A 13,475-nucleotide genomic window follows, 5' to 3' on the forward strand; every position below is an offset into this window, starting at 1 on the left:
CCAAGGTGACATGGTGATTGGCGTGAAATTGACCGACCTGTCCGCGCTGTCGTTGACCTACACCGAAGTCGGCGGCACGGCTGGGCCGCTGCCGGCCGGCTATCACCACGTCCAGGAATCGGCCGTGATCGGGCGGGGACGCGCGCGCTTCGAGCAGGCCGCGGCGGCGGTGATGCGGTGGGGCATGCTGCGCGGCGCCGGCGCGCGCGTGCACGCCAGCAGCGAGGTGGCCGACGTGGGAGCGGAGGTGATCGTCGGCCTCGGTCCGGTGCGCGCGCCATGCCGCGTCGTCTACGTCATCAACGAACCGAACCGGCGCGGCTTCGCCTACGGCACCCTGCCGGGCCACGCCGAATCCGGGGAAGAACTGTTCGCGGTGCGCCACGACCCCGCCACCGACCAGGTGTATGCGGAGGTGACGGCGTTCTCCCGGCACGCGACGTGGTGGAGTCGGCTCGCCTCGCCCGTCACCTCACTGGTGCAGCGGGTGATGACCAAGCGCTACCTGAAGGCTGTGTGATGGCGCGCCGGCTGTCGCTGTCGGGGGCGCGGTCCGTGCTCACGGCCGAGGTCACCGCGATCCGGCGACGCGACCCGGAGCTAGACGCCGCCGACCTCACCAGCTTCACATTCCCGCTGCTGGCGCGGCTCGCCGGTGTGCTGGCCGTCGGCGTGGTGCCACTGGTGGTGATCCGCAGCGGCACCGAGACCGACGACCTGCTGGTGCCGCTGCTCGGTTCGCTGGCGCTGGCGATCATCTGCACCGCCGTGGTGGCGTGGCTGGTCGCCGTCGTCATCTCCGGGCTGGTGGTGATGGGGCTGTACCGCACGGCGCCGCGGGCTTCGTCGCAGCTGGTGGCCCGCACGCTCACCGAGTCGTTCGAGCGGATCAGCGACGCCACATCGCACCTCATGCTGTTGGCCCTGGTCGCCGGGGTGGTCGCGCTGGCGATCGGCCTACCCACCCGTCGGCCTGACGAGCTGGCCGGCTCCGTGCTGGAGGATCTGCTCGCCGCGCAGGTCGGGGTGCTCATCGCGGCGCTCGGATTCGCGTTCATCGCGGAATCGATCCGCTGCGCCGCCGACATCGTCGACGACCAGTCGCTGCTGCTGGCGTGGCCGTGGTCGCTGCTGATCGCTTGTCTCAGTTGGGTTCTTGCGACCACGGTGGGACCCTTTGAGATCACCCGGATGCTGACCATCCTGCTGCACGAGTGGTTGCCGGCGATGGTGGACGGGACGCGCGCGGCGAGGTCATCGCCGACCTGCTGCCGGCGGGCGCGCGTTGGTGGGCGGCGATCGGTCCATTGCCGATCATCGCTGGCATCTGGGCGTTCGAGGCCTGGCGGCGCGACGGCTTTGTGCACATGCGCGAGTTCCTCGCCGGCGACGAGGCGCACGGATTGTGACGCCGACCGTGCCCATGCGTTGACCTGCTGCGCGTAATCTTAGGCAACCGGAGCACAATGATCGGATGGAGCTGGTGAACGATCCTGCCGGGGTGGAAGGCACCCATCTGCGAATCGCCGAAATCGTGCACGAGCTGTACAGCCGACCCGATGCCGATTCCGACACCGTCATCGCCGAGCTCGCCGAGCACGCCGCGGTGGAGATTCCTGGCGCCCAGTACGCCGGCGTGACGGTCACCCGCAACGGCAAGCAGATCGACACCCCCGCCGCCACCCACCAGTGGCCGATACTGCTCGACAAGATCCAGCAGCGTCACCGCGAAGGCCCGTGCCTGACGGCGGCCTGGGACGAGCGGACGATTCACGTCGAGGATTTGGAAACCGATGAACGGTTCCCGAAGTACCGCGAGGATGCGCTGGCCGAAACGCCGATTCGCTCGATCATGGCGTTTCAGCTGTTCATCGCCGGCGAGACGATGGGCGCGTTGAACGTCTACTCGGAAAAGCCGCACGCGTTCGGCCAGGAAACCAAAGTGATCGGCCTGATCTTCGCCACCCACTCGTCGGTGGCGTGGAACGCCGCGCGCCGCGATGAGCAGTTCAAGAAGGCGCTGGCCAGCCGCGACGTCATCGGCCAGGCCAAGGGCATGATCATGGAGCGCTACGGCGTGGACGCCGTGCAGGCGTTCGGCGTGCTGCGCAAGCTGTCCCAGGACTCCAACGTGCCCCTGTATCAGGTCGCGACCGACCTCGTCGCCAAGGCGCAGTCACCGGGCAGTTAAGCCCGCTCCCCCGTCGCGTATTCGACGGCCTCATCGAAACTCATCACGGCACCTTGAGCGTATGCCTGCTCAAACTCGTTGGCGCCCAGCGCTTCCCGTGTCTGGCTGGCGCAGTCGTCGTGGAATCCCTGCAGGTGAGGCAGCACCACGGTACGCGCCCAACCGACCGGGCCAGTCGCTGCGCTGCGCCCATCAGCACCGCGGCGCGGCGAGCGTCGCCGTTGTCCCAGGCGATCCAGGCCAGCCCCTCGAGATTCGACGAGCCCTGCCGGGGGTCGTCCACCACGCGGGTGATGCGCAGTGCGTCGCTAAGCAACTCTTCGGCGCGTTCGGCGTGCCCATGGCGCCACCATCCGATTCCCAACGAGTAGGAGGCATAACCGCGAAATACCAACTCGCCGCGTGACTTTGTGTATGCGAGCGCCTTCTCCTGCCAGATCAGCGCGCGGCTGATCTCACCGCCGAACTCCAACGCCCACCCGATCAGCAGCATCGACCCAACCCGCAAGAAATCGTCGTCGACGACCGGCAAGGATTTCTCGAACCGGTCGAATGCGCGGTCGAAATCGCCGGCGACCAACGCGATCAGCCCGTCGGTGAAGTCCACGATGCCTCGGGCCTGCGGGTCGGCGATCTGTTCGACCAGAGCCTGCGCCGCGGCTTGCCGTTCCGTCGCCGCCGCCACGTCGCCCTGCAACGCGGCGATGGTGATCGCGGCGCACTCGGCCCTGATCCGGTGCAAGCTCGGTTCGGGCGGGGTCGCGGCCAACGCACGGTCCAGCCAGTGCCGCGCCTCGGTGAGGAACCCGCGGGCGATCGCGAACGGGTGCACGATGCTCGCCATCTCCAATGCGGTTGGCGGCGAGTCTTCGAGGAAAAAGGCAAGTGCGGCACGGATATTGAGGCCTTCGTGGTGCAGACGACGCATCCAGGTGACCTGCCGGGGACCGAACCAGTCGGCGGCGGCCTCGTCGACCAAACGCCGATACCAGTCGGCGTGTCGGCGGCGTAGCGCGGTGTACTCGGCGGTCGACTCGACGCGTTCTCGCCCGTAGTCCCGCAACGTCTCGAGCAAGCGGAACCGAACCATACCGTCGGTTTCCGTGCGGATCAGGATGGATTTGTCCACCAGTGCCGACAGCAGATCGAGGACGTCGTCCGGTACGAAGTAGCCGGTACAAATGTCTTCTGCCGCTTGGAGTTCGAATGAGCCGGCGAACACCGACAGTCGTGACCACAGCTTCTGTTCGGCCGGCGTGCACAGGTCGTAGCTCCACCCGACGCTCCACGCCAAAGTCTGCTGCCGCGTCGGCGCCCCGCGAGGACCCCGCGTCAGCAGTGCGTACCGGTCGTCCAGCCGGTCCAGCACCTGATCGAGCGACATGGCACGCAGCCGCGCCGCGGCGAGTTCGATGGCCAGCGGCAGCCCTTCGAGCTTGGCGCAGATTGTGGCGATGGTGGCCTTGTTGTCGTCGGTGACTGCGAAACCCGGCACCGCCGCGGCCGCCCGTTCGGCGAACAGGGTGACCGCGTCGTCGCCGTGCGACAGCGGCGTCACCCGCAGCACCGCTTCACCGCCGATGCCGAGGGCCTCCCGGCTGGTGGCGATGATCCGCAAGCCGGGGCATGCCCGCAACAGCCGCTCGGCCAATCCGGCGGCCGTGTCAACCACCTGTTCGCAATTGTCGAGCACCAGCAAGAGATTTCGCGCCGACAGGTGCTCGACCAGATGGTCGATCAGCGGCTGGTTCGACTCCTCGCGCAGGCCCAGGGTGTCGGCGACGACGTCGACAAGCAGACCGGCGTCGCGCAGCTCACCGAACTCCACCAGCCACACACCGTCGGCGAAATCCGCGGCGGCCTCGGAGGCGGCCCGCAACGCCAGCCGGGTCTTGCCGATGCCGCCGATGCCGGTGAGCGTCACCAGCCTCGCGGAGGTCAGCATGTGCTGTACGGCCGACAGTTCGTCGCGGCGACCGATGAAACTGGTCAGCTCCAGCGGAAGGTTGCCGAGGGTGCGGGTGGCACCGGCCGGTCGTGGCGTGGTGTCGCCGGCCCGGCGCGCCATCTCGTCGACCGGTAATCCGCGCTGGGCCTGGAGGCGTTGGAGCTCCGCGCCGAGCTCCGCCGCGGACGGGCGGTCCTGCGGATTGCGTGACATCGCCTTCTCGACGACGGTGGCGACGTCGTCGGGCACGCCTGTCTCACGCAGGTCGGGCGCCGATTCGCTGGCGATTCTTAGGAATTGGGTGACGATCTGTTCGCCGCTGCGCCGCTCAAAGGCGGCGTGGCCGGTGAGCGCGGCGAACAACGTGGCGCCGAGGCCGTAGACGTCGGAGGCTTCGCTCGGTGGGTCGCCGCTGAGGATCTCGGGGGCGGTGAAGGCCGGCGAACCGGTGAAGGTTCCCGCCGCGGTCGTGAAACCGCCTGAGATGTGGGCGATTCCGAAGTCACTCAGGGCGGGCTCACCGTAGTCGGTGAGCAGGATGTTGGCGGGCTTGACGTCACGGTGCACGACGCCCAGGCGATGCGCGCTTTCGAGTGCGCCGGCGATCTTCACGCCGAGGCGCAGCACCTCGTCCAGCGGGCGCGCGCCAAGTCGTCGAATCCGCGCCTCCAGCGAGCCCTGTGGGTGGTACTGCATGACGAGGTACGGGTAGCCGCTGGCGGTCTCGCCGACCTGCAGCACGCCGACGATGTTCGGGTGCCCGGTGAGGCGGCCCATCGCGCGTTGTTCGCGCAGGAACCGCTCGCGGTTGTCGTCGAGGCCGGCCGTGAGCACCTTGACCGCGACGGTGCGGTCCAGCGCGGTCTGGGTGCATCGGTAGACGATGCCGAAGCCGCCGCGGCCGATCTCGTCGGCGTCGGTGAATCCGGCCGCGCTCAACTCCGTGACGACGGCAGGGCCCACGTCGCGTTGCGTCCTGAACGGGTCGCTGTCTGCGATATTTTCAGCTTAGGACGCGGTGCGCGTTACGCGACGAGGTTGAGAGTTCTGTTAAGCCATTCCAGCACCGGCGGCGCGACCTCGTCGAGAGCCGATGCGGCGATGATCCAGTGCGGTTTGTCCGGATGGATCTGGTGCTCGGCTTTGTAGCGTTTGGCGATCCGGCGCGAAATCCATTGCGCGACATTGCGATCCTCACCCGCGCTGACGACGAGGACGGGGCAGGTCACATCGGCGGCGTTCACCTTCGTGGACGACGCGCCCAGTGACATCTCGCGAAATACCTTGCCGGAGTCGCGGACCAGCAGCGGGATCAGCTCGTCTTGCTCGGCGGCGGGCAGGGTGCTGAGCGGGACTTTGCGCATCGTGTTTACCGACGGCAGAAACGGCCGCCCCGCCAGCACCGCGGGCAGCACCGGGAACAGATGCGGCAGCGACTTGACCTGCGGCCAGAGCACGCCGGGCGGGATAGATGCAAGCAGCACCGCGGCGCGTGGGGTGCGGGCGGCGGCGATCTTCTGGGTCAGCAGCCCGCCCATGCTGTGCCCGATGACGATGGGCGGCTCGCTGAGCTGGTCGTAGGCGGCGAGAGCGACCTGGAAACAGTCGTCGACGCCGGTGCGGCGGAGCACGTCGTCGTCGGTGGGGTCGCGCCCCGGAAGCGCGGGCGCATGGCATTGGTGGCCGGCGGCCTCGAAGTAGTCGATCCACGGTTTCAGCAGCGACGGTCGGCCGAAGACGCCGTGGAGGACAAGGATCGGGGGTTTGGCACTGCGGTCGGCCGGCACCGGCACAGTATGCCGGGATCGTTTTTGGTTGACGATTACCTCGGGCATCACAGTGGCATGAGTCTCGAATCGAAACCGACCGCCGACGCGTCGAACGGCGAGTTGATGGGTCAGCTCTCGGCGCAGACGTCGCGGCTGGTCCGTGACGAGATGCGGCTGGCGCAAAAGGAGTTCCAGGAGTCGGTGTCGGTACGTCGTCGACGTGGCGGGTTGCGCCGCTGAGGGCCTCAAGTCCGTGCTCGATTCCTTCGGCAAGGGGCTTGCCGCCGGGGATAGGGGCGATACCGGCTGCGGCGGGAACGCTGGCACGTCAGCGTTTTCCGGAAGCGGCGGGATCGGCACGGGGCCTGCACCGGTTTCGGCCGCGGCTTGATTGAGTTGGTCGAGGATCGCGGTCTGTTCAGTCAGTTCTCGGTGGGCGTCGAACACCGCTTGGCTCAATGGGTCGGTGACGTCGCGGCCGGGACCCGCCCCACCTTCCGTGTAGCCGTGCCCGGCGGCAGCGTCCAGTTTGGCTTGCGCCGCATCGAGCGCTTGCCGGGCACTCTCGACCCGCGAGGCTTGTCGATCGACCATCGACGGGTCGGCCCCCACGATCGGGGAAGTCAACGGGGAAGGCGTATAACGCCCGTCCTGGCCATCCCCTTTGCCGGCGTGCTGATTGAGGATCTGGTCCAAAATCTCCGCTCGACTGGGCAGCGCGCCGCCCGATCCGGAGGGCACAGCGCTCACACAGCCAGCGTGATGGCGTCGGCGCCACCGGAGTCCGCGTCGTCATAGCGAGCGCCGCTCACCGAGAGGTCATCAGCCTGGCCGCCGATACGGAGCGACTGGCGGGCGACGGACTGGGCAGCAGCCAGAATCGCGGCGACGCCGGCCTGGCTGGGATGGGTACCCCGTCCAGCTTCTGCGGTACCCGCGGCCAACTCCGCGGCGATGATTTCACTGTCGGCGGCCGCGATCCGCAGGCCGTCGCTGTTCACATTCAGTTCGTTCGCCATGTCAATACCCCACCTGGCTAACACGCTGGTGGTGAGGGTGCCCGACTATTTGCCCGCCATCGACCGCTGACCATTTCGAGGCCGGACAAATCGAACCGTCAATGTGAGTTGCAGTGAGTGGTCCCGACTGGGATCGAACCAGTGACCTTCCGCGTGTGAGGCGGACGAGGTAGCCGCTGACCTGCGGTCTATCTGCTTCTGTGCGTCGTATGCGTCGCATTGAGCAGGGGCTGACATACCCGGCCTGTCCGACGAACGGACATAAACCGGACACGGTGCGTGCACTCCCGGCCAGGAGTTTCCGCGCTGCCGCGTGCTTTTTGGGCAGCCTCGCGGGCTCCGGGGAGCAGGCACCCCGATGCCCAGCATCGCACCATCAGCCACCGGGTCGACACCCTCGACAGACGGCCCGACATCGGCATCTCAACACCCTTCAGTTCGGCACGGCGCTGCAGGTGCCCCGGTTGGCGGTAGGTCGCGAGCGCCCGAGGCCGCCGAGGCCGCAGGGCGCGAGAGCGGCAGTGGTCGGCCGGACGCCAACCGGGGCACCGGCCTCAACCCGGCCACGGCCGGCGGGCTTGTTATATGTGCCGAAAATGTCCGCGCCCCACTGGGCGACGGGGTCGCGGACGAGGAACTGCGGGCGATCGACGCATTGGGACTGCGGTTCCCCGGCCCCGAGATGGTCACCGCGGCTGCGGCGCTCTTCGAGCCGGCAACACCGTGGGCTTGTGGTTCCGGGCGGCGAGGCACCGAATCCGAATCCGGGCGGTTTCGCATCACTGTCGGTCCCGGCGTTGTGCGACTCGGGTGGACCAATCCCGTCCGGGCTGAGAAGGCCGCGGAACGGGCCGTCGTCCGTCACCAACGTGACGTTGACGATGTGAAGCTGCAAGTCAGAACTGACTTCGCGCTTACAGGTGGGGACGGTGATCAGGCCGTCGTGTCTCCGACACGACGGAGGTCTACGGAAAACGAGCAGCGCGGTGCCGGAGGTTTCATCACCGAGTGGTCCCGTAAATCGCGGTCGGCGATGTGTCGCACCTTCGCCGAACTCGACTACAGCCCGCTGGTGGAATCTGGCCGTGTCCCGGCGATGATCACCCTGACCTATCCGGGCGATTGGGAAACCGTGGCCCCGGACGGCGCGAGCGTGAAGCGGCATATGGTGTTGTGGCGCAAACGCTTTCAACGCGAGTATGGCGAACCTGCCCGCTACATCTGGAAACTGGAATTCCAGCGCCGCGGCGCACCCCACATTCACCTGTGGATGGCACCTCCCATATCGCCCGGTCGTTCGGGTCGCGCCTTCGCTCAATGGTTATCGGAGACCTGGACGCAGGTCGTCGATCACCCCGACCCGGTGCAGAAGGCCCGACATCGGCTCGCCGGCACCGCCATCGACGTGCGCAGTGGCCTGAAAGCCTGCGACCCGAAAAGGCTGGCGATCTACTTCACCAAGCACTCATCGCCAAACCTGCACGGCGAGAAGGAATACCAACACATCGTGCCGGAACTCTGGCAGCAGCCGGGTCGCGGGCCCGGCCGGTTCTGGGGCGTCTACGGACTCAAGAAAGCCATCGCTGCCGTGGAGGTCGCCCAGGACGCCTACTTCGCGGCTCGCCGAATCGTGCGGCGTTGGTCGCGCAACCAAGCGGTATACGGCGACTCGGCGGATCGCTTCCCTACCGCGATTGTCCCGCGCACAGCGGTCCGCCGGGTCGCCCGCGTCGACAGCAAGACCGGCGTGGTGGAGCACCGGCGCGTGCGGCGACGACGAACGCTCTGTTGCCACGGCGGATTAGCTGGTGGATACGCACTCGTTAACGATGGACCGAACTTCGCCGCCCAGCTCGCCCGCGCGATCGGGCGGATGCGGTGAGCGGTGGCAGGCGCTGGTGGCGCTGGTGCGGTGGAATGAAACGGTGATGTACGTCCTACACCCAGTGCATCCAAACACGACGTTCCGGGTACCGCATCGTCCGAAGACCAGCTCGTTTACGGTTACCAGCAAGTGACCGTCTATGGGGAGTTGAAGCGTGTCGAGATTGTCGGATCTGATCCGCCAAGCCAAGTCTGCAGACCCCCAACTCGGCGCTGACTTGGAACGGGAGTTCCGCGCACTTGGCAAACGGACGACATTCGGCCTTGTCTTCGAGCGCCACCATCCAGAGGCAGTCGAGTTGGCAGGGCAACCGATCCGTAAGGGCGACAAGGTACGTGTCCTACCGCCGCGGGGGTCAGCCGACCGAGGTGACTGGCGGCTGTGGACGGTAACCCGATTCGAGGGCAAACGCGACGACCGCGTAGCGCATCTCGTCGAGGTCGCGCACGAAGAACCGCGGGAAGAAACGGTTGCGCTCGTTTCCGACCTGGTTGTGGTAGCCGAATTCCGAGACCAGATTTACCCCGGGCTGGTCGAGACCGACCGCCTCGAGCGCGGTGGCGACAAGCCGTACCACACAGTCATCAACGCTGAGAACTTCCACTGCTTGGAGATGTTGACCTACACACATAGGCACATGCTCGACGCGATCTACATCGACCCGCCGTACAACACAGGCGCGAAGGACTGGAAGTACAACAACGACTACGTCGAGGCCGACGACGACTATCGGCATTCCAAGTGGCTGGCGATGATGGAGCGGCGACTGCGAGTCGCGAGAGAACTACTGAACCCGACGGACTCCGTTCTTGTCGTCACGATCGACGAGAAGGAGTACCTCCGGCTCGGGCTGCTCCTTGAGCAAACATTTCCCGAAGCCAATATCCAGATGGTGACAACGTGCATCAAGCCGTCCGGATCACAGCGGGCCGATGAGTTCTCTCGCGTCGAGGAGTACATCTTTTTCGTCATGGTAGGCGCGGCTCGACCCGCTTCGAGCTCGACCGACATGCTGAGGGATCCGGTTGGAGGCGTTGGAGTGGCCTCGGTGACCTGGCACGGCCTACGTCGCCGAGGCAGCACCGATTGGCGGCGGAGCCATAGACCCAACGGGTTCTACCCGATCTTCATCCGGAACTCCGGCGGCATCCACTCAGTCGGCGAACCTATCCCCGCGACGCAGAACCGGCTCGAAGTGGTCGCACCGCGCGGGACATGGGCCGCGTGGCCGCTCGATCCGTCCGGGGAGGAAAGCCGATGGCAGATTTCCCCGGCCCGACTTCGCGAACAGCTCGCAGAGGGAACCGCTGCCCTCCGTACTGCCGATCGCGATAACGGTACTTGCTCTCTCGTCTACCTGAAATCTGGTGACCTACGGCGCATCCGGGACGGCGTATTCGAAGTCGATGGCCGGGATGCCGAGGGAAAGCTGAACATCGTTCCAACGCGCGCACCATCGCGGCGAGCGAAGACGATGTGGCTCATGGCATCTCACGACGCGAGTACCTATGGGACCGCGTTGCTTTCGAAGTTCGTACCCGGGACGCGGTTTCCGTTTCCGAAATCCCTATACGCGGTCGAGGACACGCTCAGATTCTTCCTCGCCGACAAACGGGATGCCATCGTGCTGGACTTCTTCGCTGGATCCGGCACTACAGCGCATGCGGTGATGCGATTGAACCGACAAGACGGTGGACGCCGCCAGTGCATCTCTGTGACAAACAACGAAGTAGCAGCGGCCGAACAGTCACGGCTACGTCGAGATGGACTACGCCCGGGTGATCCAGATTGGGAACAGTGGGGCATCTGTGACCACATAACGAAGCCGCGGATCCGGGCCGCGATCACCGGGCGCACCCGTGACAATGCAGAGATCCAGGGCAGCTACGGCTTCTACGACGAGTTCCCGATGTCTGAGGGCTTCGACGAGAACGCGGTGTTCTTCACGCTCACCTACGAAGGCCCGCTGTCGGTGGCGCATCACCGCGCATTCCAACGGATCGCACCGATGCTCTGGCTGCGTGCCGGAGCGCGAGGACGGATCATCTCGGAGCTCGGCGACAAGGGCTGGGATGTCTCTGACGCCTACGGGGTGCTGGACGACCTCGACTCAGCTGCGGCGTTCGTCGCGGCGTTGAAGGAGACACCGTCGACCCGCACCGCGTTCATCGTCACCGACGATGACCTTGCGTTCCAAATGGTGTGCCGCGACCTGCCGGCGCGAGTGAAGCCGGTCCGTTTGTACGAGTCCTACATGCACAACTTCGAGATCAACTCGGGAAGGTTCGCCTGATGGAGTACACGCTCAAGGACTACCAGGTCGATGCAGTGGGGCGTGTTCTCGACAACCTGGCTCAGGCGCGGAATCTGTACCATCAGCCCAAGCCGTGGCATTCAAGGTTCGCACTCTCCGCAACCACGGGCGCTGGCAAGACCGTCATGGCGGCGGCGGTCATTGAGGCCCTGTTCTTTGGCAGCGACGAGTTTGACTTCGCGGCCGATCCGGGCGCGGTGGTCCTCTGGTTCAGCGACGACCCGAGTCTCAACGAGCAGTCGCGCGGACGAATACAGGCGGCGTCGAACGAACTGGACTCTCGACTGCGGATCATCGAGTCCACGTTCTCCGAGCCGAAGCTACGGCCGGGCAACGTGTATTTCCTCAACGCGCAGAAGCTGAGCAAGGGCAGTCGCCTCGTTCGAGGTGACCGCAACGGCAACGGCGATGAACTAGCGCTGGTTACGCGGCCCGACACGGCTCAGAACTCAATCTACGACATCATCACCGAGACGATCGCCGACGAGCGCCTGACGCTGTACTTCGTCCTGGACGAGGCGCACCGTGGGTGGAGCACCGCGGCCAATGACCGCGCCACAATCGTGCAGAGATTGGTCAACGGCCATGGTCAGGTGCCGCCGATGCCCGTTGTGTGGGGCATCTCTGCCACCACCCAGCGGTTCGAAGACGCGATGAAGGACTCACCGGACCGCGTAGCCCTCCCAGCCGTCGAGGTCGACTCGGCACTCGTGCAGGCCTCCGGGCTCCTCAAGGACGACATCGTGCTGTCGATCCCGGCTGAGTCTGGGGTATTCGACACCGTGCTCCTAAAACGCGCAGTTCGCAAGGTCATCGCCAGCACGAAGGCGTGGGCCGACTACGCGAAGACGCAGGAGGAGGCCGATCCCGTCGTGCCCCTACTGGTTGTCCAGGTGCCCGACGGCGAGGTGACTCCCGTGCTGAATCGTGCGGTGGATGCGATCTTCGAGGAGTGGCCCGATCTGCCGAGCGAGTCGTTCGCGAACGTCTTCGGAGAGCACACCGATCTGTACGTTTCGCAGGTACCGATCCCCTACGTCGCCCCTGAACGTGTGCAGGAATCACCGTGGATTCGTGTGCTTTTCGCTAAGACCGCGATCAGTACGGGTTGGGACTGCCCGAGAGCCGAGGTATTGGTGTCCTTTCGCCCGGCGGTCGACCCCACTCACATCACCCAACTACTCGGCCGGATGGTGCGGACTCCGCTTGCGCGCCGGATTCCCGGGAACGAGGTGCTGAACTCTGTCGAGTGCCTCCTACCGTTCTTCGACCGGAGGGCGGCGATCGAGGTGGCTCACGAACTGATGCGTGGTGCGACCGGAGCGGACGGCGCGGCCGACTCCAGTGGCGGTCCAGGTCGGCGGGTGCTGTTCGACCCGGTCACCCTCCTCCCCAACCCGAGCGTGCCCGACGACGTGTGGGAGCGGTTCGACTCGATTCCGTCGCAGTCCCTGCCGAAGCGCAATGCGAAGCCGATCAAGCGGCTCACCGCGCTCGCACACGCGCTGTCCGACGACGGGCTGATCGCTGACGCGGGCAAGAAGGCCCACGCCCACCTACATGCCGTGCTAGACGGCCGCAGTGTGCAATACAAGGCGAAGATCGAGGCCGCGGTGAATCAGGTACTGGCCATGGAAGGAGAGGAGCTTCGCGGGAAGCTGCACAGCAACACCGCGATCTCTCGGAGTTACTTCACCGACACGGCTGACCATCGGGCGATCCAAGACGCCTACCGGGCAGCTGGTCGCGTGTTCAGCGCGGAGCTCGCCCGTACGTACGTTGGTCATCTGGCAGGAGATCAAGCGGGCGACGACGAGTTGCGTGACGCCACGGTTCAGCTAGCGTCCCTCGCGCTTGTCCCCGAGGTGATCGCGGATGTCGAGGCAGAAGCGAACCGCCTCGCGTCCGACTGGCTGCTGGAGACCCGTGTAGCACGGAAGGGGCTGACCGACGAGCGTCAGGCAGTCTACGACGACCTGGAGTCGATGACGACCACACCTCAGCCGACCCTGCTCGCGCGGCCCAAGACTGGACAGGCAAACACCAAGATGCGGGACGCGGCCGGCAACGAGTGCGACCTCCCGACACGGAGTGACCACCTTCTCTGCGATGAGAACGGTGCGGTGCCGATCGACCTGAATCCCTGGGAAGTTGAGGTGCTCGACCGGGAGATGTCCAACTCGGGCTTCGTCGCGTGGTGGCGGAACCCTGGACGCACGGCAAAAGACTCGCTCGCCATCGCCTACAAGGATCCGGCGAGCGGCGCATACAAGGCATTGCGGCCCGACTTCATCTTCTTCGCCCGCCACTTGTTGACCGGCACCCAGGATGAGCATGTCGGCGGCGTTG

The 13,475-nt window shown here is 65.9% G+C and carries 10 protein-coding genes, 1 tRNA gene and 1 pseudogene; 7 read left to right on the forward strand and 5 right to left on the reverse strand.

Annotated features, from left to right (window positions below; all coding sequences use genetic code 11):
* Positions 1-22 precede the first annotated feature (22 nt).
* From CWS39_RS01605 to CWS39_RS01615, 3 genes are read left to right on the forward strand one after another with little or no spacing between them, the layout of a single operon-like run.
* Entirely contained in the window at positions 23-520 is a 498-nt protein-coding gene (locus CWS39_RS01605; protein ID WP_102141182.1) for a DUF1990 domain-containing protein, read from the forward strand.
* Positions 520-1,446 carry a hypothetical protein gene (locus CWS39_RS01610; protein ID WP_233213314.1) on the forward strand — a complete coding sequence of 309 codons (927 nt, stop codon included), beginning with the start codon at positions 520-522 and terminating at the stop codon, positions 1,444-1,446. Before CWS39_RS01605 ends, CWS39_RS01610 begins: the two co-directional genes overlap by 1 nt.
* Before the next feature lie 28 nt (positions 1,447-1,474).
* Positions 1,475-2,191, forward strand: coding sequence for a GAF and ANTAR domain-containing protein (locus CWS39_RS01615; protein WP_102141136.1), 717 nt, complete (start codon positions 1,475-1,477; stop codon positions 2,189-2,191).
* A 43-nt stretch (positions 2,192-2,234) separates the two neighbouring features.
* Here the strand turns inward: CWS39_RS01615 and CWS39_RS01620 are convergent, their stop codons facing one another.
* Both CWS39_RS01620 and CWS39_RS01625 read right to left on the reverse strand, forming a co-directional pair.
* Complete coding sequence (locus tag CWS39_RS01620; protein WP_233213315.1) at positions 2,235-5,102, reverse strand: protein kinase domain-containing protein; 2,868 nt, start codon at positions 5,100-5,102, stop codon at positions 2,235-2,237.
* A 62-nt stretch (positions 5,103-5,164) separates the two neighbouring features.
* The gene (locus CWS39_RS01625) at positions 5,165-5,926 is read right to left on the reverse strand and encodes an alpha/beta hydrolase (RefSeq protein WP_158240313.1); all 762 of its coding nucleotides are present in this window, start codon (positions 5,924-5,926) and stop codon (positions 5,165-5,167) included.
* A 57-nt stretch (positions 5,927-5,983) separates the two neighbouring features.
* Here CWS39_RS01625 and CWS39_RS28570 point away from each other — a divergent pair.
* A pseudogene (locus CWS39_RS28570) lies at positions 5,984-6,109 on the forward strand (phage holin family protein); the annotation flags it as partial.
* 545 nt (positions 6,110-6,654) lie between these two features.
* On the opposite strand, the gene CWS39_RS01630 reads toward CWS39_RS28570, so the two are convergent.
* On the reverse strand, positions 6,655-6,927 hold the full coding sequence (locus tag CWS39_RS01630; protein ID WP_102141138.1) for a hypothetical protein: 273 nt from the start codon (positions 6,925-6,927) through the stop codon (positions 6,655-6,657).
* A gap of 118 nt (positions 6,928-7,045) precedes the next feature.
* Positions 7,046-7,109, reverse strand: a tRNA-Ser gene (locus tag CWS39_RS01635).
* 176 nt (positions 7,110-7,285) lie between these two features.
* Here CWS39_RS01635 and CWS39_RS30235 point away from each other — a divergent pair.
* The gene (locus tag CWS39_RS30235; RefSeq protein ID WP_102141139.1) at positions 7,286-8,809 is read left to right on the forward strand and encodes a rolling circle replication-associated protein; all 1,524 of its coding nucleotides are present in this window, start codon (positions 7,286-7,288) and stop codon (positions 8,807-8,809) included.
* A 358-nt stretch (positions 8,810-9,167) separates the two neighbouring features.
* Here the strand turns inward: CWS39_RS30235 and CWS39_RS29415 are convergent, their stop codons facing one another.
* Entirely contained in the window at positions 9,168-9,416 is a 249-nt protein-coding gene (locus CWS39_RS29415) for a hypothetical protein (RefSeq protein WP_233213317.1), read from the reverse strand.
* A 33-nt stretch (positions 9,417-9,449) separates the two neighbouring features.
* Between CWS39_RS29415 and CWS39_RS01645 the strand changes: the two genes are divergently transcribed.
* Together CWS39_RS01645 and CWS39_RS01650 are read left to right on the forward strand one after the other, a co-directional pair.
* The gene (locus CWS39_RS01645; protein ID WP_233213318.1) at positions 9,450-11,105 is read left to right on the forward strand and encodes a site-specific DNA-methyltransferase; all 1,656 of its coding nucleotides are present in this window, start codon (positions 9,450-9,452) and stop codon (positions 11,103-11,105) included.
* Positions 11,105-13,475 (forward strand): DEAD/DEAH box helicase (locus tag CWS39_RS01650; RefSeq protein WP_102141141.1); only part of this gene is annotated, 2,371 nt, incomplete at its 3' end. The genes CWS39_RS01645 and CWS39_RS01650, both read left to right, overlap by 1 nt.

Source organism: Mycobacterium hubeiense (assembly GCF_002838065.1).
GTDB classification, from domain to species: Bacteria; Actinomycetota; Actinomycetes; order Mycobacteriales; family Mycobacteriaceae; genus Mycobacterium; species Mycobacterium hubeiense.